The sequence below is a fragment of the Magnetospirillum sp. UT-4 genome, assembly GCF_902729435.1.
GTDB lineage: Bacteria > Pseudomonadota > Alphaproteobacteria > Rhodospirillales > Magnetospirillaceae > Magnetospirillum.
Genome location: NZ_CACVCG010000070.1, coordinates 1 through 22,991 on the forward strand (window position 1 = coordinate 1; position 22,991 = coordinate 22,991).

Consider the following 22,991-nt stretch of genomic DNA (forward strand, 5'->3'; position numbering starts at 1 on the left):
TGCCGCGCGTGTTAAGTCTCCCTTTACCGGTACGGATACCCCTTATGCGCGGTCGCTTCGGCTTGCGGCAGGGGCGGCCCCTTCCCTAGAATGCCGCTTCGGCCGCCGGGGGCGGTTCTGAAACAGGGGCTGGCGTTGAGAGCTCGTAGCATTGCTGTCGTTGTCGCCGCGGCCCTGGCCGCCTCGGTTGCCGCGCAGGCCAAGCCGCCGCCGTCGGCCGCCGCCGATCGCGGGGTGGTCGAGCAGGTGCTGGGGGCGGCGCGCAAGGACCGCTTCGCCGAGGCCGAGCGGCTGGCCATGCAGTCGAAGAACCGCGTGCTGGCCAAGCTGGTGCGCTGGATGACCTATGTCAGCCCCAATTCCGGCGCCAGCTTCGAGGAGATCGGGTCGTTCATCGAGGCGTCGCCCGACTGGCCGCTGATGGGCTCGCTGCAGCGCCGTGCCGAGGAGGCCGTCACCGCCGCCACCCCCGACGACCGCATCATGGCGTGGTTCACCGCGCATCCACCGGCCACCGTCGATGGCGGCATGGCCTTCGCCCGGGCGCTGCTGGCCTCGGGCAACGAGGAGAAGGCGGTCAAGCTGATCCGCGAGACCTGGGCCGAGGGCGGTTTCGGCGTCATGCAGGAGCGGCAGTTCCTCACCCTGTACGGCGACTACTTGCGGCCCGACGACCACTGGCGCCGGCTCGACCGGCTGCTGTGGGACAAGCAGGAGGCGCCGGCCCAGCGCATGCTGCTCAAGGTGTCGGGCGGGCGCCGGCTGCTGGCCCAGGCCCGGCTGGCGCTGCAGGACGGCAAGGCCAATCCCGAGCCGGCCATCGCCGCGGTGCCCAAGGAATACCGAGACGATCCCGGGCTGATCCTCGACCGGGTGCGCTGGCGCCGGCAGAAGGATCTGGACGAGGACGCCATCGACCTGCTGGGCCATCCGGCGCGCAACGCGGTGCGTCCCGAGCTGTGGTGGACCGAGCGCGCCGTCCTGGCCCGCCGCGCCCTGCAGAAGGGCCTGATCAGCCGCGCCTACCAGGTCGCCGCCGACCACGGACTGGAGGCCAAGGCCCTGCAATTCGCGGACGCCGAGTTCCTGGCCGGGTGGATCTCGCTGCGGTTCCTCGACGACCGCGAGACCGCCATGGCGCATTTCCGCCGGCTGTGGGACTCGGTCAGCACGCCGCTGTCGCGGGCCAGGGCCGCCTATTGGGCCGGCCGCACCGCCGAGATGCTGAAGGACGACAAGGCGGCGCGCGAGTGGTATTCGCAAGGAGCGCGCTACTTCACCGCCTATTACGGCCAGCTGTCGGCCTCGCGTCTCGACGACCATCACTGGCCGCTGCCGCCCGACCCGCAGCCCAGCGCCGAGGACGTCAAACGCTTCGAGGGGCGCGAGATGGTGCGTGCCATCCGGATGATGATGCAGGCCGGCGAGCGCGAGCACCTGCGCGCCTTCTTCCTGCGCCTCAACGACGTCGCCGACACCCCCGGCGAGCGCGCCCTGGTCGGCAGGCTGGCGGCCGAGGGCGGGCGCGACGACCTGGCCGTCACGGTGGCCCGCCGCGCCGACCGCGAATCGGTGTTCCTGGTGGGCGCCGGCTGGCCGGTGCCGCCCATCGCCAGGGTCGACGAGCCCGAGCGGGCCCTGGTGCTGGCCCTGATCCGCCAGGAAAGCGGCTTCATGACCGATGTGCAGTCGCCGGTGGGGGCGCGCGGCCTGATGCAGCTGATGCCGGCCACCGCCAAGAACGTGGCCAAGTCCATCAAGGTGGCCTTCAGTCCGAAGAAGCTGGACGAGCCCGACTACAACGTCAGGCTGGGCAGCGCCTATCTCGCCGACATGATCTCGGATTTCGAGGGCTCCTACGTGCTGGCGCTGGCCGCCTACAATGCCGGGCCGTCGCGGGCGCGGCGCTGGGTCAAGGAGTACGGCGATCCCCGCGACGGCGCCGTCGATGTCATCGACTGGATCGAGATGATTCCCTTCACCGAGACCCGCAACTACGTGCAGCGGGTGATGGAGAGCGTCTCCATCTACCGCCGCAAGCTGGGGCGAAACGACGGAATCTCGTTCGAAAACGATCTCAAGCGGTGGGCGCGGCGGCCGCAAGGCGCCGGATGAGGCCAGTTTTCGCCTAGGCACGGCGGGCCTCGGGGGCTATGTATTAGGCATAGGAGTCCCACCTGCCGGAGTTTCCAGAGATGCCGGAGTACCGTTCCCGCACGTCCACCCACGGTCGCAACATGGCCGGCGCCCGCGGCCTGTGGCGGGCCACCGGGATGACGGACGCGGATTTCGGCAAGCCGATCATCGCCATCGCCAATTCCTTCACCCAGTTCGTGCCCGGTCACGTCCACCTCAAGGACCTGGGCCAGATGGTGGCCCGCGAGATCGAGAAGGCGGGCGGCGTCGCCAAGGAATTCAACACCATCGCCATCGACGACGGCATCGCCATGGGCCATGCCGGCATGCTCTATTCGCTGCCCAGCCGCGAGATCATCGCCGATTCGGTGGAGTACATGGTCAACGCCCACACCGCCGACGCGCTGGTGTGCATCTCCAACTGCGACAAGATCACGCCCGGCATGCTGATGGCGGCGCTTCGCCTCAACATCCCCACCGTCTTCGTTTCCGGCGGACCGATGGAGGCGGGCAAGGTCACCATCAAGGGCGAGACCCACGCGGTCGATCTGATCGACGCCATGATCAAGGGCGCCGACAAGAGCGTGTCGGATGAGGACGCCGCCGCCTACGAGCGCTCCAGCTGCCCCACCTGCGGCTCGTGCTCGGGCATGTTCACCGCCAATTCCATGAACTGCCTGACGGAGGCCTTGGGGCTCAGCCTGCCCGGCAACGGCACCGTGGTCGCCACCCATGCCGACCGCCGCGAGCTGTTCCTGGAGGCCGGCCGGCGCATCGTCGCCATCACCAAGGCCTATTACGAGCAGGGCGACAGCTCGGTGCTGCCGCGCTCCATCGCCACCCTGCAGGCGTTCGAGAACGCCATGACCCTGGACATCGCCATGGGCGGCTCCACCAACACCGTGCTGCACCTGCTGGCGGCGGCCCAGGAGGCCGGCGTCGATTTCGGCATGGCCGACATCGACCGCCTCAGCCGCAAGGTGCCGTGCCTGTGCAAGGTGGCGCCCAACGTGCCCGACGTGCATATCGAGGACGTCCACCGCGCCGGCGGCATCATGGCCATCCTCGGCCAGCTGGAGGCCGGCGGCCTGCTGCACGGCGATTGCGCCACCGTCCATGCCCCGACCCTCAGGGCCGCCCTGGATCGGTGGGACGTCAGCCGCAGCAGCGACCCCAAGGTCCACGACTTCTACCGCGCCGCCCCCGGCGGGGTGCGCACCACCGAGGCGTTCTCGCAGGCGAAGCGCTTCGACGCGCTGGATACCGACCGCGCCAAGGGCATCATCCGCTCGGTCGAGAGCGCCTTCTCGAAGGATGGCGGCCTGGCGGTGCTGTTCGGCAACATCGCGCTGGACGGCTGCATCGTGAAGACCGCCGGCGTCGACGAGAGCTGCCTGACCTTCCAGGGGCCGGCGGTGGTCTGCGAAAGCCAGGAGGAGGCGGTGGCCAAGATCCTGGGCGGCGAGATCAAGGCCGGCGACGTGGTCGTCGTGCGCTACGAGGGACCCAGGGGCGGCCCCGGCATGCAGGAGATGCTCTACCCCACCAGCTACCTGAAGAGCATGGGGCTGGGCAAGCAATGCGCCCTGATCACCGACGGGCGCTTCTCGGGGGGCACCTCGGGCCTGTCCATCGGCCACGCCAGCCCCGAGGCGGCCGAGGGCGGCACCATCGGCCTGGTCGAGCCCGGCGACACCATCGTCATCGACATTCCCAACCGCACCATCGCGGTGCGGGTGCCCGAGGACGAACTGGCCCGCCGCCGCGCCGCCATGGATGCCAAGGGCTGGCGCCCGGCCGGCCGCGACCGTCCGGTGAGCGCGGCGCTGAAGGCCTATGCCGCCATGACCACCAGCGCCGCCCGCGGCGCCGTGCGCGACGTCTCCCAACTGGAGCGCCGCTAGGCGAGGGGGGACGGCATGGCGGTCATCACCTGGAGCGAGATGATGAGTGTCGGCGTCCCCATCCTGGACGCCGACCACAAGACGCTGGTCAGTCTCATCAACAACCTCCACCGCTCGGTCGGCGACCGCGAGGAATACGCCACCCTGGGCAGCGTGCTGAAGGCCCTCGAGGACTACGCCGAGCACCATTTCGCCCGCGAGGAGCGGGTGATGGAGGTGTGCCGCTATCCTTCCCTCGAGGCCCATTCGCGCATGCACCGCAACCTCGCCAAGCAGGTGCGCGACCTCAAGTCCCGCTACGACCTCGACCGCACCGCGGTGCGGGCCAAGGACTGCCTGACCTTCCTCAACAAGTGGCTGATCGAGCACATCTGCTCCACCGACATGGACTACCGCGCCTGGGTGATCGGCCATCCCGAGGCGCTGCTGGCCGCCGAGACCATGAGCATCACCGGCATACGCCCCAATGCCGGCGGCTTCTCCTGGAACCGGCTGTCGGTCCTGGTGGTCGATGACAACGAGAATTTCCGCCGCGTCCTGCAGACCATCCTGGAAGGCGTCGGGGTCACCAACATCCACCTGGCAGCCAATTTGGACGAGGCCCGGGCGCTGTTGAACGCCGGCGGCATCGGCCAGGTGGTGACCGACTGGCATGTGGGAGTCGAAAGCGGGCTGGACCTGGTGACCTGGATCCGCGGCCGTCCCGATCTGGCACGGCTGCCGGTGCTGGTGCTGTCGGGCCACGAGCGCATGGCGGTGCGCGATCAGGCGCTGGCCGCCGGCGCCGACGAGTTCATGGAAAAGCCCATATCGGCGCGCGGGTTGCTGATCTGCCTGGCCCGACTGATCCGCGAGAAGGGGGAGACGCCGTGACGGCCGACCTGGTCCGCTTCGAGAACGGCCGCCCGGTGGTTCCGGCGGCGGTGCACCCCATGGCGAACCTGCTGGAGATGGACGCCGAGCAGGTGCTGGCGGCGTTCCGCGACAGCCAGCGCGCCGATTTCTCGGTCATCATCGCCGAAATCGGCGAGCCCGGCTCCGATCTCCACCGCATCTTCGCCTCGCTGCGCGACCGGGTGCCGGCCGACAATCCCTTCCACCGGGTGGCGGTGCTGCGCCCCGGCGCGCTGGAGTCCATGTTCCTCGACCTGCACGACCACGTCATGGGCCATCCGGTGTGGCGCCATCCCTTCTTCGTGCGGGTGTTCGAGGGCCGTATCGACCTCGACCGGATCAAGCGCTTCGGCACTTCGTACTTCAACCAGATCAAGAACACCCGCCAATGCGTGGCGCTGGCCATCGGCCGCTTCCACGGGCTGATGGACCTGCCCTACGGCGAACTGAACGAGCGGGTGTCGGAGATCACCCAGATCTCGCTGGCCCAGCTGGTGGCCGACGAATACGGGGTCGGCAGCCACGCGGTGGAGGATTATCCCGGCCTCGGGCTTCTGTTCGGCGCCCGCACCCACATCGTCATGTACCGCCAGCTGTTCGACGGCCTGGGGATCCCGCCGGCGCTCCAGGACGAGCCGATGCAGTGGGCGGTGGCCGACAACGTGCTGACCCAACGCCTGGTCGCCGGCCATCCCGCCTTCACCCCGCTGGAGGCGCTGTCCTCGGTCGGATTGGGCATGGAATGGGGGGTGCCGGAATTCTTCTCGCTGCTGCTGGGCGGCCTGATCCGGGTGGCGGCCCGCGACAAGCTGCCGCTGACCCCGAAGGACCTGGAGGTGTTCATCGCCCATGTGCGCTACGACGTGCTGCACGCGGTGTCGGTGATGCTGGTGACCTCGCTGCACATGCGCGACGACGGCGATCTGGCGGCGGTGAAGAACGCCTGCAACACCCTGATGGCGTCGCGCTACGGCATGATGACCGGCCTTTACGCCCACGTCTTCGGCGAGACCTGCCCGGCCCTGGCGGATATCGGCCTGGAGTCCCGCTACCGCCTCACCGACCGCCGCATCGAGACGGTGCTGGCCGAGGCCCGCAAGGGCGTGGCGGCGGAAAGGGTGGTCGACGCGGCCGGATATACCGATTCGGCGATGCCGTTCGTGTTCAGGTAAAAGAATTATTCACCACAAAGACACAAAGAACACGAAGGTTTGTTTTTCTTCGTGTCCTTTGTGTCTTTGTGGTGAAAACCCCTGTTTCCTACTTCTCCGCGAACGCCTTCTCGATGACGTAATGGCCGGCGCCGGCGTGGCTGCCCTGGTCGAAGCCGAGATCGTCCAGGTACAGCGCCAGTTCGTCCATCATGTGCGGGTTGCCGCAGATCATCACCCGGTCGTCCTCGGGGGTGAAATGGGGCAGGCCGAGATCGGCGAACAGCTTGCCCGAGCGCACCAGCTCGGTGATGCGGCCCTGGTTGCGGAAGTCCTCGCGGGTGACGGTGGGGTAGTAGACCAGCTTGTGGCGGGCCTGCTCGCCGAAGAACTCGTTGGCCGGCAGGTGGTCGCGGATGAAATCCTCGTAGACCAGGTCGCGCACGTGGCGGCAGCCGTGGACCAGCACCACCTGGTCGAAGCGGTCATAGACCTCGGGATCCTTGACGATGGCGAGGAACGGCGCCAGCCCGGTGCCGGTGGCCAGCAGCCACAGGCGCCGGCCGGGCAGCAGGTTGGGCAGCACCAGGGTGCCGGTGGTCTTCTTGTTGACCAGGATGGTGTCGCCCGGCTGGACATGCTGCAGGCGCGAGGTCAGCGGGCCGCCCGGGACCTTGATGGACAGGAATTCCAGGTGGTCCTCGTAATTGGCGCTGACCATGGAATAGGCCCGCATCAGCGGACGGCCATCGACCATCAGGCCGATCATGGCGAACTGCCCGTTCTCGAAGCGGAACCCCGGATCGCGGGTGAGCTTCAGGGTGAACAGGGATTCGGTCCAGTGGTGGACGTCGATGACGGTCTTCTCAAGCAGGTTGGACATGCCGGCGCGGTTCCGAGGTTTCTCCTCCGCAGGGACATAACAATTTCGATGGGCGGCCGCAAGAGGTTGAGTGGCCTACTTGGTCTTTTACCCTAAAGTCATTGTGGGTTTACGAAAGTTCGACCCAGATGGGCGTATGGTCGCTGGCCCTCTCACGCCCGCGCGGAGCCTTGTCGATGTCGCAGGCGACCAGCCGGTCGGCGGCCTGGGGCGACAGCAGCAGGTGGTCGATGCGCAGGCCCTCGTCGCGTGGCCAGGCGCCCGCCTGGTAGTCCCAGAAGGTGTAGCGGCCGGGTTCGGAATGCAGGACCCGGAACGCCTCGGTGAAGCCCTGATGCAGCAGCTCGCGGAACAGGGCGCGGCTTTGCGGCCGGCACAAAGCGTCGTCCCGCCAGTTGGGCGGATCGTAGACGTCGGCGTCGGTGGGGCAGACGTTGTAGTCGCCGCCCAGCACCAGCGGCCGCTCCCCGGCCAGCAGGGTGCGGGCATGGGCGACCAGGCGGCGCATCCAGGCCAGCTTGTAGTCGTACTTCTCGCCCGGGGCCGGGTTGCCGTTGGGCAGGTACAGCGAGGCGATGCGGAGGCCGGCGATGGTGGCCTCGATCCAGCGTGCCTGCGGGTCGGCCTCGTCGCCGGGCAGGCCGCGGCGGATGTCGTCCATGGGCAGGCGCGACAGGATGGCGACGCCGTTGTAGCTTTTCTGTCCGTGCACGGCGGCGCGATAGCCGGCGGCCTCGATCTCCAGGAACGGGAAGCCCTCGTCCTGGCACTTGATCTCCTGCAGCAGCACCACGTCGGGCTTGGCAGAGTCCAGCCATTCGACCACATTGGGCAGGCGGGCCTTGACGGAATTGACGTTCCAGCTGGCGATGCGGACCATGGCGCCTCGGCGGGGCAGGGGATGGGAATGGCCTTTATAGCGGCTTCCGGCGGATTGCGGCAGCGGGTGTTGATCCTGCTGGCGTGCCTGTGGGCCTCCGCGGCGGCGGCGCAGGACTGCCCGCCCCGGGGACTGGCGGCGCCGATGGTCGAGACCCTGTTCACCAGCGACGTGGTCGAGCCGGTGGTGCGCAACGACCGCACCCGCAACCAGCTCACCCAGCTGGCCACCCGCCATACCGCCGGCCACCGCGAGGCCGGCCTGACCCAGACCCGCACCCAGCTCACCATCACCCCGCGCTACCGCTGGACCGACCTGCCGGGCGGGCGGACCTGCCTGATGCTGGAGCGGGTGACCGCCGATTGGCGCATGCACGCCATCACCGTCGACATCGCCGCCGAGTTCCCACCCGGCACCTGCCAGTACAACGTGGTGCGCGAGCACGAGTTCGAGCACGTCCGCCTGACCCGCGGCGCCTTCCACGCCCATGTCCCACGAATGCGGGCGCACCTGGCGGAGGTGACGCGGGGGATCGGCCCGTTCGTCTTCCACGGCGACGCCCAGCGGGGCGGCGAGCAGATCATCGCCCGCCTCAAGGCCGGCCTGAAGCCGGTCCTCGACGATTTCGAAGCGGACAACCGCCGCGCCAATTCCGCCATCGACACGGTGGAAAGCTACCGCGCCGTGGCGGCGCGGTGCCCGAGCTGGTAGCTCAAATGGCGGGGTCTTATTCGAGCCTCACCCTGAGGGCCGCGTAGCGGCGTCTCGAAGCGAGGCTCGTCGCACGGTCTTGGCCCGCCTCGTGTTTCGAGACGGCCCCCAAGGGGGCCTCCTCAACATGAGGCTACTGGGCGTGGGGCCACATCAAACCGAGAAGCTCGATCCGCAGCCGCAGGTCGAGCTGGCGTTGGGGTTGGAGAACTGGAACGAGGCGCCCATCAGGTCCTCGACGAAATCCACCTGGGTGCCGTTGAGGAAGGGGACCGAGGTCTGATCGACCACCAGCCGGACTCCGTGCTGCTCCTCCACCATGTCCTCGTCGCCCACGCTGTCGTCGAGGGTGATGACATACTGGAAGCCCGAGCAGCCACCGCCCGAGACGCCCAGGCGCAGCATCAGGCCGGGCCTGCCTTCCATCTGGATCAGCGCCTGCACCCGCTGGGCGGCGTTTTCGGTAAGGATGACGCCGGAGGTGGCGGCGGTGAGGGTGTCGGACATGGGAACTCCGGAATGGATTGCGGGCGGAATTGCCGGAAGATTAGCAAATGGCGTGCCGCGCATGAAAGTCCAGAAGTCAGGCGGGCGGGGAGCGCGGTTGCCTTCCGCCGCCGCCCCGGTTAGTGTCCGCACCATGATCGCCGAGCCGCCTTCGCGCACCTCCGTCCTGGCTTGCTACGCCTGCCGGCCCGACCGGTCGCGCGGACGCCTGCACGCCGAGCCGGAAAGCGGCACCCGCACGCCGTTCCAGCGCGACCGCGACCGCATCATCCATTCCGCCGCCTTCCGCCGCCTGCAGTACAAGACCCAGGTCTTCGTCTATCACGAGGGCGACAATTTCCGCACCCGCCTGACCCATTCGCTGGAGGTGGCGCAGATCGCCCGCTCCATCGCCCGCGTCCTGGGCCTGGACGAGGATCTGGCCGAGGGCCTGGCGCTGGCCCACGATCTCGGTCACACCCCGTTCGGCCATGCCGGCGAGGAGGCCCTGCAGGAGATGCTGACGGCCCATGGCGGCTTCGACCACAACGCCCAGTCGCTGCGGGTGGTGACCAGGCTGGAACGCCGCTACATCCAGTTCGACGGCCTCAACCTGACCTGGGAGACGCTGGAGGGGCTGGTCAAGCACAACGGCCCGATGACCGGTCCGCTGGCGGTGCGCAAGGAGCGGCCGGTCCCCGGCGCCATCCTGGAATACTGCCAGCGCCACGACCTGGAACTGGCCACCTTCGCCTCGGCCGAGGCCCAGGTGGCGGCGCTGTCCGACGACATCGCCTACAACAACCACGACATCGACGACGGCCTGCGCGCCGGCCTGTTCTCCATCGAGGATCTGGCCGAGGTGCCGCTGGTGGGACCCATGTTCAAGGCGGTGGCCGACGAGAACCCGGGCATCGACCGCTCGCTGCACATCCACGAGACGGTGCGCCGGCTGATCGGGGCGATGATCCTGGACTGCATCGCCGAGACCCGCGAGCGCATCGCCGCCCTGAAGCCCGAGACCGCCGCCGACGTACGCCGCCTCGACCGCCCGCTGGTGTCCTTCTCGGAAGGCATGCGGGCCAACGACGCCGCCCTGAAGGGCTTTCTGTTCCCCAACATGTACCGCCACTTCATGGTCAACCGCATGACCTCGAAGGCGCGGCGCGTGGTCAAGGACCTGTTCGCCCTGCTTCACGCCGAGCCCGAATGCCTGCCGCCGGAATGGCGGCGGCTGTCGGACGGGTCCGGCACTCCCAAGACCGCCCGCGTGGTGGCCGACTACATCGCCGGCATGACCGACCGCTTCGCCCTGGACGAGCATCGCCGGCTGTTCGACATGCAAGAGAAGCCATGAACCTGTTCAAGTATTTCCGTGAAGAGATCGTCGCCGCGCTGGGCCGTCTGGCCGAAGCCGGAACCCTGCCGGGGGGGCTCGACACCGCGAAGGTCACCGCCGAGCCGCCGCGCGAGGAGGCCCACGGCGACGTCGCCACCAATGCCGCCATGGTGCTGTCCAAGGGCGCCGGCCTGAAGCCGCGCGACCTGGCCGAACTGCTGGCCGCCGAGCTGCGCGCCCACCCGGCGGTGGTGGCGGTCGAGGTGGCCGGTCCCGGCTTCATCAACCTGCGCCTGGCCGAATCCTTCTGGGCCGAGCGCCTGGCCGACGTGCTGAAGGCCGGTACCAATTGGGGCGACGGCGAGCCCAAGGGGCACCGCGTCAACGTCGAGTTCGTCTCGGCCAATCCCACCGGCCCCATGCATATCGGCCATGCCCGCGGCGCCGTGGTCGGCGATGCCCTGGCCTCGCTGCTGGCCAAGGCCGGCTTCGACGTCACCCGCGAGTACTACATCAACGATGCCGGCGCCCAGGTCGATGTGCTGGCCCGCTCGGCCTTCCTGCGCTACCGCGAGGCCCTGGGCGAGGCCATCGGCGACATCCCCGAGGGGCTGTATCCCGGCGAATACCTGAAGCCGGTGGGCGAGGCGCTGGCCAAGGCCCATGGCGCGGCGTTCAAGGACAGCCCGGAGGCCGAGTGGCTGCCGGCGTTCCGGCATTACGCGGTCGATGCCATGATGGGCATGATCCGCGAGGACCTGGCGGCGCTGGGGGTGAAGCACGACGTCTTCACCTCGGAGCGCGCCCTGGTCGAGGCGGGCCGGGTGGATGCGGCGCTGGCCTTCCTCGAGGCGAGGGACGAGATCTATACCGGCGTGCTCGAGCCGCCCAAGGGCAAGGTTCTCGACGATTGGGAGCCGCGTCCCCAGGTCCTGTTCCGTGCCACCCGCTTCGGCGACGACGTCGATCGGCCGCTGAAGAAGTCGGACGGCTCCTATACCTATTTCGCCTCGGACATCGCCTATCACCAGGACAAGTTCGGCCGCGGCTTCCCCGACATGATCGACATCTGGGGCGCCGATCACGGCGGCTACGTCAAGCGCATGCAGGCGGCGGTCAGGGCGGTGACCGAAGGGCAGGGCAGTCTCGACGTCAAGCTGTGCCAGATGGTCAACCTGCTGAAGGGCGGCCAGCCCTACAAGATGAGCAAGCGGGCCGGCACCTTCGTCACCCTGCGCGACCTGGTCGAGGCGGTGGGCAAGGATGTGGTGCGCTTCATCATGCTGACGCGCAAGAACGACGCCCATCTGGACTTCGACCTGGACAAGGTGCTGGAGCAGAGCCGGGACAATCCGGTGTTCTATGTCCAATACGCCCATGCCCGCTGCCATTCGGTGCTGCGCCATGCCGCCGACATGTGGCCCACGGCCCCTATCTCCGGTCCGGCCCTGGCTGCGGCGCCGCTGGCGCGCTTGACCGATCCGGCCGAGTTGGGCTTGATCAAGCTGCTCGCGGGATGGCCCCGTCTGGTCGAGAGTGCCGCCGAGGCGCACGAGCCCCATCGCGTCGCCTTCATGCTCTACGATCTGGCGGCGGCGTTCCACGGGCTGTGGAACAAGGGCAAGGACGAGGCGCGTCTGCGCTTCCTGCTCGAGGACGACCCCGATCTGTCGCTGGCGCGGCTGGCGCTGGTGCGGGCGGTGGCCTCGGTAATCGCATCGGGCCTGGCCGTGTTCGGCGTCGAGCCCGTCGAGGAGATGCGCTGACATGGCCGGCAACCGCGACGACGATTTCAACCGCGATATCCTGGACATCATCCCGGAGTGCTACGACGCCGATGGCGATTCGCGCAAGGCGCGCGCCGGATACCGGCTGCGCGGCTATGTCACCATCGCCGCGGCGGTGCTGGCAGTGGGGCTGATCGTTGCCCTCGGCCTGCATTTCCTCGGCGGCCGGCGGGACGGCAGCTCGGGAATCCCGGTGATCAAGGCCGATGAGCGCCCCATCAAGATCCGTCCCGACGACCGCGGCGGCATGCAGGTGCCCAACCAGGACAAGCTGGTCTACGAGCGGATGGATGGCGAAAGCGAGGCCAAGGTCGAGCGTCTGCTGCCCACCCCCGAGCAGCCGGCGGTGCCGCTGCCCGCCGCCGCGCCGCCGGCGCCGGTCGGCGCGGCCAGGACCGAGGTGCTGAAGCCGGCTCCCGCTCCCGCTCCCGCCCCGATGCCGCCGAAAATGGCCGAGCCGCCCATGGCCAGGCCGGCGCCGCAGACGCCGGTGACGGTTCAGCCGGCCGAGCCGGCGCCGGTCAAGGTGACCGCCGCCCCTGCGCCGCAACGGCCCGCCGCCATGCCTGCTCCCGCCATGCCCGCTCCCGCCATGCCTGCGCCCGCCATGCCGGCAACCGCCCCGGCCCCTGCGGCCAAGGCACCGCCGCCCGCCGGCGACTGGCAGATCCAGCTGGGCGCGTTGCGGTCGGCGCCCGACGCCGACAAGGAATGGGGGCGCATCCAGAAGGCCAATGCCGACCTGCTGGGGCAGCTGAAATCCGACGTCGTCCGGGTCGAACTGGGCGACAAGGGGGTGTTCTTCCGGCTGCGCGCCGGCCCGCTGTCGGAACAGGCGGCCAAGCAGCTGTGTACCGAGCTGAAAATCCGCAACCAGGGATGCATCGTTGCCCGCAAGTGACGCCCCTCCCGCCGCCGCCATCTTCGGCTGCGCCGGACCTGTCCTGAATGCGGCCGAGCGGGCATTCTTCGCCCGGGTGCGGCCGCTGGGCTTCATCCTGTTCGCCCGCAACATAGAGACCCCGGATCAGGTGCGGGCGCTGGTGGCCGAACTGCGCGCCAGCGTCGGACGCGCCGACGCCCCGGTGCTGATCGACCAGGAGGGCGGGCGGGTGCAGCGCCTGCGGCCGCCGCACTGGCGCAAGGCGCCGCCGGGTGCGGCCTTCGCCGCCCTGGCCGGGCGCGACAAGGCGGCGGCGCTGGAGGCGGTGCGGCTCAATTTCCGCCTGATCGGCCGCGAACTGGCCGATCTCGGCATCGACGTCGATTGCGCCCCGGTGCTCGACGTGCCGGTGCCGGGCGCCCACGACGTCATCGGCGACCGCGCCTATGGTCTCGACCCGGCGCAGGTGGCCGAACTCGGGCGGGCCTGCTGCGACGGCCTGCTGGACGAGGGCGTGCTGCCGGTGGTCAAGCACATCCCCGGCCACGGCCGCGCCATGGTCGACAGCCACCTGGCGCTGCCGGTGGTGGAAGCGGGCAGGGCCGAGCTGGAGGCCGCCGATTTCCCGCCCTTCCGGGCGCTGGCCGACCAGCCCTGGGGGATGACCGCCCACGTGGTCTACAAGGCCATCGACGCCGACCGGCCCGCCACCACCTCGGCCCGGGTGATCGGCGAGGTGATTCGCGGGCTCATCGGGTTCCAGGGCTTCCTGGTCTCCGACGATCTGTCCATGAAGGCGCTGGGCGGCAGCTTCGAGGACCGCACCCGCGCCGCCCTCGATGCCGGCTGCGACGCGGTGCTCCACTGCAATGGCGAGATGGCCGAGATGGAGGCGGTGGCCGCCGCCATGACTCCCCTGGATGGCATCGCCGAGGAACGGCTGGCCCGCGCCGCAAAGATGAAGAGGGTACCGCAAGCGCTTGATGTGGCGGATGTTTCCGCCAGGATCGACGGGATGCTGGCATGACCGACCTGTTCGGCCTGGTGCAGCAGATCTCGGTCGTCGCCCTGCCGCTGATCTTCGCCGTCACCTTCCACGAGGCGGCGCACGGCTATGCCGCCCTGGCCATGGGCGACGATACCGCGAAACGGGCCGGGCGCATCTCGCTCAACCCGCTGCGCCATGTCGATCCCTTCGGCAGCATCGTCCTGCCGCTGATCCTGATGATGCTGGGCAGCTTCCTGTTCGGCTGGGCCAAGCCGGTGCCGGTCAATTTCGGCAAGCTGCGGCACAAGCGCCTGGGCATGGTGGTGGTGGCGGCGGCCGGGCCCGGTGCGAACATCGCCATGGCCGTCATCGCCGTGCTGCTGATCCGCTGGGTCGGCGTTTTGCCAGACAGTGCAGTGGACTGGGCACGATGGAACCTGGTTCAGGCGATCAACATCAACCTGCTGCTCGCCGTGTTCAACATGATCCCGATCCCGCCCCTGGATGGCGGCCGGGTGGCGGTGGGCCTGCTGCCCAGGCCGCTGGCGTTCCAACTGGCGCGGCTGGAACACGCCGGAATTTTCATCGTGCTTGCGGCGCTGCTGTTGTTGCCGATGATCGGGCGGGCAATCGGGGTCAACCTGGATCTGTTCGACCTCGCCATCCGGCCGGCAATCACCGGGCTGCTGGAACTGCTAGTGACTGTGTTCGGCGGCTAAAGTCGCGGCGGCGCCCTCCCTCACTCCTTCCCTTTCCCGTCATGCCCGGGCTTGACCCACTTCTGTCCGGTTTATTTTTCGGAGAGCCTTCGGGAGCCCTTGGTGTCGGCCGCGTCCGGGGTGATGTTGGCGGAAGCGGACAGATTACCCTCGCCCGCCTGCGGGAGAGGGAGGGACCCGTCGCGCCAGCGACGGGAGGGAGAGGGCGCGCGCCGTCAGGTGCGCTTCGCGACAGCGAAAACCTCTGCGTTTTCAGGTCTTGGGCGCGTGGACACGCGCCGCCCTCACCCCGGCTCGCTGACGCTCGCCCCCCTCTCCCGCAGGCGGGCGAGGGGGCATGGGCCAGCCGAGAATTAAACCGGANGGAAGCGGACAGATTACCCTCGCCCGCCTGCGGGAGAGGGAGGGACCCGTCGCGCCAGCGACGGGAGGGAGAGGGCGCGCGCCGTCAGGTGCGCTTCGCGACAGCGAAAACCTCTGCGTTTTCAGGTCTTGGGCGCGTGGACACGCGCCGCCCTCACCCCGGCTCGCTGACGCTCGCCCCCCTCTCCCGCAGGCGGGCGAGGGGGCATGGGCCAGCCGAGAATTAAACCGGACAGCCGTGGGCTTGACCCGGGCATCTACGTGGGTCCGCCGGGACGCTTTATGAAACAATGAATTAGGCCGCGCCACGTGGATCGCCGGGTCAAGCCCGGCGATGACGAAAAGGGGGCCGGGACGAATTAACCGGGCGGAGGTGGGTCAAGCCCGGGCATGACGTTCAAGGGACGTAAGGCCGGTCTGGTTTTCTTGGCCATCATCATGTTATGGTGTCGCCATGGACGGTGACCACCATATCTTGGGTATCGAGCGCGATGACGGCTTTGACGCCGACGAGGCCGGCGGCGGTCGCGGCGGTGACGAGCGTCTGGTGCTCGACCTCGACGGCTACGAGGGGCCGCTGGACGTGCTGCTCTCCCTGGCGCGCGAGCAGAAGGTCGATCTTGCCCGCATTTCCATCCTGAAGCTGGCCGACCAGTATCTGGGCTTCGTCGCCCGGGTGCGGCGGCGCCATCTCGACCTGGCCGCCGAATACCTGGTGATGGCGGCGTGGCTGGCCTATCTCAAGTCGCGGCTGCTGCTGCCCGAGCCCGAGGTGGCGGAGGAGGGGCAGCTGACGGCGGTGGAGATGGCCGAGGTGCTGGCCTTCCGCCTGCGCCGGCTGGAGGCCATGCAGCAGGCCGGCACCCAGCTGGTCAACCGCCCGCGCCTTGGTAAGCACGTCTTCGCCCGCGGCGAGCCCGACGAGGTGCCGGTGGTGACCCGCTCGCTGTTCGAGGTGGAGCTGTTCGACCTGCTGAAGGCCTATGGCGACCACGTGGTGCGCACCTCGGTGCGCACCCTGACCATCGAGGCGCCCGACCTCTATTCCGTCGAGGACGCGCTGCGGCGGCTGGAACGCATGATCGGCCGGCTGCCCGACTGGTCGGTGCTGTCGGCCTACCTGCCGGCCATCGAGGGCGACGTGCTGAAGATGAAATCGGCGGTGGCCTCGACCTTCATCGCCGCGCTGGAACTGGCCCGCCAGGGGCGGGTGCAGTTGCGCCAGGACGGCGGCCCCTATTCCCCCATCCACCTGCGCGCCGCCCCGGTGCTGGAGGGCGCGGCGTGAGCCTGGACACGGAACATCTGCGCCTGGTCGAGGCCATGCTGTTCGCCGCCGACCGGCCGCTGCCCGAGGTGGTGCTGGCCGGCAAGCTGCCCGAGGGCACCGACCTGTCCGCCATCCTCGCCCGACTGCAGGCCGATTACGCCGGGCGCGGCGTCAATCTGGTGAGGCGTGGCGATGCCTGGGCCTTCCGCACCGCCCCCGATCTGGCTGGGTCCCTGGCGGTGGAGCAGACCCAGGTCAGGCGGCTGTCGCGCGCCGCCATCGAGGTGCTGGCCATCATCGCCTACAACCAGCCGGTCACCCGCGCCGAGATCGAGGAGGTGCGCGGCGTCGCCCTGTCCAAGGGGACGCTGGACCTGCTGTTCGAGGCGGGCTGGATCCGCCCGCGCGGGCGCCGCCGGACGGTGGGCAAGCCACTGCAATGGGGCACCACCGATGCCTTCCTCGACCATTTCGGGCTGGAAAGCCTGGAGGATCTGCCGTCGCTGAAGGAACTCAAGGCCGCCGGCCTGCTCGACACCCGCCCCGCCGCCAACGCCTACGGCAATCGCGCGGTCGATGGACTGGTGCCGGTGGACGTCGATGAGCCCGAGGAGGAGCCGGAATTGGACCTCGGCCACGATGAGGAAGATGAATACGGACTCGCAGAGTAGGGCGGTTGCGGCTTCGTGCCACATCTGCGATGATCCGCCCCCAATCCATCCTGGTTTGCCTGTCGGGAGTAAAGAGTCATGGGTAGCTTCAGCATCTGGCACTGGCTGATCGTCCTGGTCATCGTGCTGCTGCTGTTCGGGGCCAACAAGATCCCGCGTCTGATGGGCGACATGGCCAAGGGCGTGAAGGCCTTCAAGAAGGGCCTGAACGAGGACGACGACGCCCCGGCGGCGCCGTCGGCCCCCGCGGCCGATGCCCAGCGCATCGATTCCCAGGCGGCGGCCAAGCCCGCCGACAAGGACCCCGCCAAGCACTGACCTTCCGGCCCGGCGGCCACCGCCGGGGGAGATGGCGCCCACATGTTCGACATCGGCTGGGATGAGATGGCCCTGGTGGCGGTGATGGCGTTGATCGTCATCGGGCCGAAGGACCTGCCGGTGGTGCTGCGCCAGCTGGGGCGGTGGACGCGCAAGGCGCGCGAACTGGCCGGCGAGTTCCAGCGCGGCGTCGACGACATGGTCCGCGAATCCGAAATCCAGGATCTGAAGGCGCAGGTGGAGAAGGTGGCCGACACCAACGTCCTGCGCCACGAGATCGAGAAGGCCATCGATCCCACCGGCGACATCGCCAAGGGGCTCGAGCCTCCCGTTGCGGCCCTGCCGCCCGCCGAGGAGCCGCTGCTGCTGCCCGAACCCGCGCCGCACGAGGCTCCGGGGAAGCCGCCCGCGCCGTGAGCAAGCCCGACGCCGCCGACGACAAGACCATGCCGTTGCTCGACCATCTGGTCGAGCTGCGCTCCCGCCTGCTGTGGTCGCTGGTGGCCTTCATCATCTGCTTCGCGGTGGCGTTCTACTTCGCCGCGTACATCTACGGCTTCCTGCTCGATCCCTATGCCAGCGTCGCCCTCGACAAGGGCGGCATGCGCCGGCTGATCTACACCGCGCCGACCGAGGCGTTCTTCACCTATGTCAAGGTCGCCGCCTTCGCCGCCGCCATGGTATGCTTCCCGGTATGGGCCGGCCAGCTGTGGGCGTTCGTCGCCCCGGGCCTCTACAAGCACGAGAAGCAGGCCTTTATGCCCTTCCTGTTCGCCACCCCGGTGCTGTTTGCGGCCGGTGCGGCGCTGGTCTATTACCTCGTCCTGCCCATGCTCTACACCTACCTGCTGGGCTTCGAGAACCTGGTGCCGCAGCAGGGCGAGCTGCCCATCCAGCTGGAGGCCAAGGTCAGCGAGTCCCTGTCGCTGATCATGACCCTGATCTTCGCCTTCGGGCTGGCGTTCCAGCTGCCGGTGCTGCTGACCCTGCTGGCCCGGGTCGGGCTGGTCACCGCCCAGGGGCTGCGCGAGAAGCGGCGCTATGCCATCGTCGGCGTGTTCGTGTTCGCCGCCGTGGTCACGCCGCCCGACGTGGTCAGCCAGCTGTCGCTGGCGGTGCCGATGGTGATCCTCTACGAGCTGTCCATCCTCTCGGCGGTACTGGCGGAGAAGAAGCGGGCGGCGCGCGAGGACGAGGAAGACGACGAGGACGAACCGGTCGAAGAGACCGATTTCAACGGCTGAGGCCCAGAATGCACGACCTGAAATGGATCCGCGACAACCCCGAGGCCTTCGATGCCGGGCTCGCCCGCCGGGGGCTTCCCGCGGTTTCGGCCGAGCTGTTGCGCCTGGACGGTGAGCGCCGCGCCGCCCAGACCCGGCTGCAGGAGATGCAGGCCGCCCGCAACGAGGCGTCGCGCCAGATCGGCATGCTGAAGAAGCAGGGCGGCGACGCCTCGGCGATGATGGCGGAAGTGGCCCGCCTCAAGACCGACATCCCGCTGATGGAGGCCCAGGACAAGGCGCTGGGCGAAGAGATCGAGCGGATCCTGGCGAACACCCCCAACCTGCCCGGCGCCGACGTTCCCGACGGCCCCGACGAGGAGCACAACGTCGAGATCCGCCGCTGGGGCACGCCGCCGGCGTTCGACTTCCAGCCGCTCGAGCACGATGCCCTGGGCGAGAAGCTGGGGATGATGGATTTCGAAGGCGCCGCAAAGCTGTCGGGGGCCCGTTTCGTGGTGCTGAAGGGCCAGCTGGCGCGGCTGGAACGGGCGCTGGGCCAGTTCATGCTGGACGTGCAGACCGCCGAGCACGGCTACACCGAAGTCAGCCCGCCGATCCTGGTCAAGGACAGCGCCCTGTTCGGCACCGGCCAGCTGCCCAAGTTCAAGGCCGATCTGTTCGCCACCGCCTGCTACGACCCGGCGGCCGCCGGCAAGAAGATCGTCGAGGCCAGCCGCAGCCCCATCGACGCCCTCGACCGGCGCTATTCCGGCCACGCCCTGGACCAGGAGGTGAAGGGTCACATCTTCGCCGCCATCCAGCACGTGGTGAACGAACTGGGCGACAATCTGCTGGCCGACGAGCGGTTCCTGATTCCCACCGCCGAGGTGCCGCTGACCAATCTGGTGGCCGATTCCATCCTGGACGAGGCGCGGCTGCCGCTGCGCATGACCGCGCTCACCCCGTGCTTCCGCTCCGAGGCGGGGGCGGCCGGCAAGGACACCCGCGGCATGATCCGCCAGCACCAGTTCTGGAAGGTGGAACTGGTCTCCATCGCCCATCCCGACCAGTCGGGCGAGGAGCACGAGCGCATGACCGCCTGCGCCGAGACCATCCTGCAGCGCCTGGGCCTGCCCTACCGCACCGTCGCCCTGTGCACCGGCGACATGGGCTTCTCGGCGCGCAAGACCTACGACATCGAGGTCTGGCTGCCGGGGCAGGGGCGCTACCGCGAGATTTCCTCGTGCTCCAATTGCGGCGACTTCCAGGCGCGGCGGATGAAGGCGCGGTTCCGATCGGAGGCGGGCAACCGCTTCGTCCACACCCTCAACGGCTCGGGCCTGGCGGTGGGCCGCACCCTGGTGGCGGTGATGGAGAACGGCCAGCAGGCCGACGGCCGCATCGTGGTGCCCGAGGCGCTGAAGCCCTACATGGGCGGGCTGGCGGTGATCGGCTGAATCCATGCATCCGCCCATGGACAACCTCGCCGACCTGCGCATCCTGATCTCCAACGATGACGGCATCAATGCGCCGGGCATCAAGGTGCTGGAGAAGGTGGCCCGCGCCATTTCCAAGGACGTCTGGGTGGTGGCCCCGGAAACCGAGCAATCGGCGGCCGGCCATTCGCTCACCATCCGCCGCCCGTTGCGGGTGCGCCAGGTGTCGCGCCGGCGCTATGCCGTCGATGGCACCCCCACCGACGCGGTGCTGCTGGGCATCAACCACGTGCTGAAGGGCCGCCGGCCGGACCTGGTGCTGTCGGGAATCAACCGCGGCGGCAACCTGGGCGAGGACGTCACCTATTCCGGCACCGTGGCGGCGGCCATGGAGGCCACCATCCTGGGCGTGCCGGCCATCGCCTTCTCGCAATATTACGGACCCGACCAGCCGGTGCGGTGGGCCACCGCCGAGCATTGGGCGCCCGAGATCATCCGCCGGGTCACCCGGGTGGGGTGGGGGCGCAACGTGCTGATCAACGTCAACTTCCCCGACGTGCCGCACGGCCAGGTCACCGGCATCGAGGTCACCCGCCAGGGCAAGCGCAAGATCGGCGACGAATTGTCCGAGCGTTTGGATCCGCGCGGCGATCCCTATATCTGGATCGGCGCCCAGCGGGCCGAGGACCGCTCGACCCCCGGCACCGACATCGAGGCGGTGACGCGGGGGGCGGTTTCGGTCACCCCGCTCTGCGTCGATCTCACCGACCGCGACACCATGCGCGCGTTGGCAACCGTATTCGCGTGAGGAACCGGCCCATGGCCGCCCCCGAGCCCCGCGTCATCAGGCTGCTGATGGAGTTGCGCCGGCAGGGCATCACCGACACCCGCACGCTCGGCGCCATCGAGCGGGTCCCGCGCGAGCTGTTCGTGGCCGAGCCGTTCCTCGACCAGGCCTACGAGAACCGCGCTTTGCCCATCGCCTGCGGCCAGACGGTCAGCCAGCCGCTGGTGGTGGCGATGATGACCCAGGCGCTGGAGGTCACCGACCGCACCAAGGTGCTGGAGATCGGCACCGGCTCGGGCTATCAGGCGGCGGTGCTGGCCCAGGTGTGCCGCCGGGTCTACACCATCGAGCGGCACAAGCCCCTGCTGCAGGCGGCCGAGGAGCGCTTCCGGCGCCTGCGCATCCACAACATCACCGCCAAGCTGGGCGACGGCAGCCGCGGCTGGCCGGAACAGGCGCCGTTCGAACGCATCATGGTCACCGCCGCCGCCCACGACATCCCGCCGGTGCTGGTGGAGCAACTGGCCATCGGCGGCATCATGGTGCTGCCGGTGGGCGAATTCGACCAGGACCTGCTCAAGGTCACCCGCACCGAAGCCGGAATCGACATCGAAACCCTGGGCGGCGTGCGCTTCGTGCCGCTGGTGGAAGGGGTGGCCGAGGAATAGAGCGTTTTCACGCCAAGCGTGAACACGCGACCCGCCGGAGCGGCGCTTGAGCGGCCAGGCACGGGCCAGGCGCACATTGCCCCTGTCATTCATCGTGCGTATAGTGGCGCGCATGCGCGCGCCCCTACTTCATATTGTGAAGTTCCTGGTCCCGGCGGTGGTCCTGCCCTGGCTGCTGGCCGGCTGCGAGCCGACCTGGCAGGGGCGGGCGCCGGTGACCCGGGGGGCGGTCTCCTCGGGGTGCGGCGGCGCTGTCACGGTGACGGCCGGGGACACCGTCTATGGCGTGGCCCGGCGCTGCAACGTCTCGGTCCGCGCGGTGATCGAGGCCAACAACCTGCAGCCGCCCTACCTGCTGACCCCCGGCCTGGTCCTGCGCATCCCCGGCGCGGCCGCCGAGTACGTGGTGCGCCGGGGCGACACCTTGCTGGTGCTGGCCCGCCGGCTCAAGGTGGATTTCGCCACCCTGGCCCAGGTCAACAACAAGCGGCCGCCCTACACCATCTATGTCGGCGAGAAGCTGCGGGTGCCGGGCTCGCACGGTGGGACCACGACCGTCGCGACGGCTCCGGGCGCCGGTTCGGCGGCGGCCGGCGTGGTCATCGCCTCGCCCAACGCCCCGGGGGCGGCCCGGCCCTCGCCTCGGCCGCTGCCGCAACCCTCCGAGGCCCCGGCGCAGGCGCCGGCCGCCGAGGCCCGGCACGTCGCCTTTCAGCCGCAGCGGGCGGTGCCGGCCGAGCCGCCGGCCCTGGCCGGTCGCGGCTTCGTCTGGCCGGTGCGGGGCGAGGTGGTGGCCGAGTTCGGGCCGCTGGCCAAGGGCCAGCACAATGACGGCATCAACATCGCCGCCCCGCGCGGCACCCCGGTGCGCGCCGCCGAGAACGGGGTGGTGGCCTATTCCGGCAACGAACTCAAGGGCTTCGGCAACCTGCTGCTGGTCCGCCACGCCGATGGCTGGATGAGCGCCTATGCCCACAACGACCAGTTGATGGTGCGCAAGGGCGATCAGGTGCGCAAGGGCCAGCAGATCGCCACCGTCGGCTCCACCGGCTCGGTCAACAGCCCCCAGCTCCATTTCGAGCTGCGCCGCGGCACCGAGGCGGTCAACCCGGCCGACCATCTGCACGGCGAGGGGGCTTGACCTAAGGCAAGGCGGCGGTACGTTCGCCGTGGCCCGATGGCGCCATGAACCGATTCATCGAAACCGTCCCCACCGCTACCCCGGGCGAAGCCCTGGCCATGGGTATCGCCATCATCCTTGGCGGCATCGCCTTGTTCGGCCTGGTGCTTCTGCTCGCCCGATGGCTGGCCCGGCGCTGACAGGGGGCGGAATTGCTCGGAATTGGCGTCCTCATGACCTTTTTCGTCATCGCCGGGCTCGACCCGGCGATCCGCGTGGATCCACCAAGATACTTTATAAAACAATGAGTTGTGCGGCGGCGCGTGGATGCCCGGGTCAAGCCCACTTCTGTCCGGTTTAACAGGGTGCGG

General features: G+C 69.1%; 23 protein-coding genes. 20 read left to right on the plus strand and 3 right to left on the minus strand.

Annotated features, from left to right (window positions below; genetic code table 11):
• The first annotated feature begins 135 nt into the window (after window positions 1-135).
• The 4 genes from MTBUT4_RS11090 (at window position 136) to MTBUT4_RS11105 (ending at window position 6,106) form a co-directional block, all read left to right on the plus strand.
• Window positions 136-2,115 (plus strand): lytic transglycosylase domain-containing protein, encoded by a 1,980-nt coding sequence (locus tag MTBUT4_RS11090; protein WP_254434828.1) that lies wholly within the window; start codon window positions 136-138, stop codon window positions 2,113-2,115.
• Window positions 2,116-2,195: 80 nt separating this feature from the next.
• Window positions 2,196-4,040: a dihydroxy-acid dehydratase gene (gene ilvD / locus MTBUT4_RS11095; RefSeq protein ID WP_173979761.1), complete on the plus strand. Its 1,845-nt coding sequence runs from the start codon at window positions 2,196-2,198 to the stop codon at window positions 4,038-4,040.
• Between the two features lie 15 nt (window positions 4,041-4,055).
• Window positions 4,056-4,913, plus strand: a complete 858-nt coding sequence (locus tag MTBUT4_RS11100) for a bacteriohemerythrin (protein WP_173979762.1) — start codon at window positions 4,056-4,058, stop codon at window positions 4,911-4,913.
• Complete coding sequence (locus MTBUT4_RS11105) at window positions 4,910-6,106, plus strand: hypothetical protein (RefSeq protein WP_173979763.1); 1,197 nt, start codon at window positions 4,910-4,912, stop codon at window positions 6,104-6,106. Before MTBUT4_RS11100 ends, MTBUT4_RS11105 begins: the two co-directional genes overlap by 4 nt.
• Before the next feature lie 88 nt (window positions 6,107-6,194).
• Here the strand turns inward: MTBUT4_RS11105 and MTBUT4_RS11110 are convergent, their stop codons facing one another.
• Together MTBUT4_RS11110 and MTBUT4_RS11115 are read right to left on the minus strand one after the other, a co-directional pair.
• Complete coding sequence (locus tag MTBUT4_RS11110; protein WP_173979764.1) at window positions 6,195-6,968, minus strand: ferredoxin--NADP reductase; 774 nt, start codon at window positions 6,966-6,968, stop codon at window positions 6,195-6,197.
• 109 nt (window positions 6,969-7,077) lie between these two features.
• On the minus strand, window positions 7,078-7,848 hold the full coding sequence (locus MTBUT4_RS11115; RefSeq protein WP_173979765.1) for an exodeoxyribonuclease III: 771 nt from the start codon (window positions 7,846-7,848) through the stop codon (window positions 7,078-7,080).
• Between the two features lie 27 nt (window positions 7,849-7,875).
• On the opposite strand from MTBUT4_RS11115, the gene MTBUT4_RS11120 reads away from it, so the two are divergent.
• Entirely contained in the window at window positions 7,876-8,559 is a 684-nt protein-coding gene (locus MTBUT4_RS11120; RefSeq protein WP_173979766.1) for a hypothetical protein, read from the plus strand.
• A 153-nt stretch (window positions 8,560-8,712) separates the two neighbouring features.
• Here the strand turns inward: MTBUT4_RS11120 and erpA are convergent, their stop codons facing one another.
• Complete coding sequence (gene erpA, locus MTBUT4_RS11125; protein ID WP_173979767.1) at window positions 8,713-9,066, minus strand: iron-sulfur cluster insertion protein ErpA; 354 nt, start codon at window positions 9,064-9,066, stop codon at window positions 8,713-8,715.
• Window positions 9,067-9,199: 133 nt separating this feature from the next.
• On the opposite strand from erpA, the gene MTBUT4_RS11130 reads away from it, so the two are divergent.
• From MTBUT4_RS11130 to MTBUT4_RS19705, 15 genes are all read left to right on the plus strand, one after another.
• Window positions 9,200-10,402, plus strand: a complete 1,203-nt coding sequence (locus MTBUT4_RS11130; RefSeq protein WP_173979779.1) for a deoxyguanosinetriphosphate triphosphohydrolase — start codon at window positions 9,200-9,202, stop codon at window positions 10,400-10,402.
• The gene (gene argS / locus MTBUT4_RS11135) at window positions 10,399-12,150 is read left to right on the plus strand and encodes an arginine--tRNA ligase (protein ID WP_173979768.1); all 1,752 of its coding nucleotides are present in this window, start codon (window positions 10,399-10,401) and stop codon (window positions 12,148-12,150) included. The genes MTBUT4_RS11130 and argS overlap by 4 nt, the downstream gene beginning before the upstream one ends.
• Before the next feature lies 1 nt (window position 12,151).
• On the plus strand, window positions 12,152-13,072 hold the full coding sequence (locus MTBUT4_RS19810; RefSeq protein ID WP_173979769.1) for an SPOR domain-containing protein: 921 nt from the start codon (window positions 12,152-12,154) through the stop codon (window positions 13,070-13,072).
• Complete coding sequence (gene nagZ, locus MTBUT4_RS11145; protein ID WP_173979770.1) at window positions 13,059-14,081, plus strand: beta-N-acetylhexosaminidase; 1,023 nt, start codon at window positions 13,059-13,061, stop codon at window positions 14,079-14,081. The genes MTBUT4_RS19810 and nagZ overlap by 14 nt, the downstream gene beginning before the upstream one ends.
• Window positions 14,078-14,761 carry a site-2 protease family protein gene (locus MTBUT4_RS11150; protein ID WP_173979771.1) on the plus strand — a complete coding sequence of 228 codons (684 nt, stop codon included), beginning with the start codon at window positions 14,078-14,080 and terminating at the stop codon, window positions 14,759-14,761. The genes nagZ and MTBUT4_RS11150 overlap by 4 nt, the downstream gene beginning before the upstream one ends.
• Before the next feature lie 817 nt (window positions 14,762-15,578).
• On the plus strand, window positions 15,579-16,412 hold the full coding sequence (locus tag MTBUT4_RS11155; protein ID WP_173979772.1) for a ScpA family protein: 834 nt from the start codon (window positions 15,579-15,581) through the stop codon (window positions 16,410-16,412).
• A complete protein-coding gene (gene scpB, locus MTBUT4_RS11160; protein WP_254434829.1) occupies window positions 16,409-17,065 on the plus strand; it encodes an SMC-Scp complex subunit ScpB in 657 nt (218 codons plus the stop codon). The genes MTBUT4_RS11155 and scpB overlap by 4 nt, the downstream gene beginning before the upstream one ends.
• A 78-nt stretch (window positions 17,066-17,143) precedes the next feature.
• Entirely contained in the window at window positions 17,144-17,383 is a 240-nt protein-coding gene (locus MTBUT4_RS11165) for a twin-arginine translocase TatA/TatE family subunit (RefSeq protein WP_173979773.1), read from the plus strand.
• Window positions 17,384-17,425: 42 nt separating this feature from the next.
• Window positions 17,426-17,800, plus strand: a complete 375-nt coding sequence (tatB, locus tag MTBUT4_RS11170; protein WP_173979774.1) for a Sec-independent protein translocase protein TatB — start codon at window positions 17,426-17,428, stop codon at window positions 17,798-17,800.
• Window positions 17,797-18,627 (plus strand): twin-arginine translocase subunit TatC, encoded by an 831-nt coding sequence (gene tatC, locus MTBUT4_RS11175; RefSeq protein ID WP_371737820.1) that lies wholly within the window; start codon window positions 17,797-17,799, stop codon window positions 18,625-18,627. The genes tatB and tatC overlap by 4 nt, the downstream gene beginning before the upstream one ends.
• 8 nt (window positions 18,628-18,635) lie before the next feature.
• Complete coding sequence (serS, locus tag MTBUT4_RS19495; RefSeq protein WP_173979775.1) at window positions 18,636-20,066, plus strand: serine--tRNA ligase; 1,431 nt, start codon at window positions 18,636-18,638, stop codon at window positions 20,064-20,066.
• A gap of 4 nt (window positions 20,067-20,070) precedes the next feature.
• The gene (gene surE / locus MTBUT4_RS11185) at window positions 20,071-20,853 is read left to right on the plus strand and encodes a 5'/3'-nucleotidase SurE (protein WP_173979776.1); all 783 of its coding nucleotides are present in this window, start codon (window positions 20,071-20,073) and stop codon (window positions 20,851-20,853) included.
• A gap of 11 nt (window positions 20,854-20,864) precedes the next feature.
• Window positions 20,865-21,500, plus strand: coding sequence for a protein-L-isoaspartate(D-aspartate) O-methyltransferase (locus MTBUT4_RS11190; protein ID WP_173979777.1), 636 nt, complete (start codon window positions 20,865-20,867; stop codon window positions 21,498-21,500).
• A gap of 136 nt (window positions 21,501-21,636) precedes the next feature.
• Window positions 21,637-22,641 (plus strand): LysM peptidoglycan-binding domain-containing M23 family metallopeptidase, encoded by a 1,005-nt coding sequence (locus MTBUT4_RS11195; RefSeq protein WP_254434830.1) that lies wholly within the window; start codon window positions 21,637-21,639, stop codon window positions 22,639-22,641.
• A 44-nt stretch (window positions 22,642-22,685) separates the two neighbouring features.
• The gene (locus MTBUT4_RS19705) at window positions 22,686-22,820 is read left to right on the plus strand and encodes a hypothetical protein (RefSeq protein ID WP_256367250.1); all 135 of its coding nucleotides are present in this window, start codon (window positions 22,686-22,688) and stop codon (window positions 22,818-22,820) included.
• The last annotated feature ends 171 nt before the right edge of the window (window positions 22,821-22,991 follow it).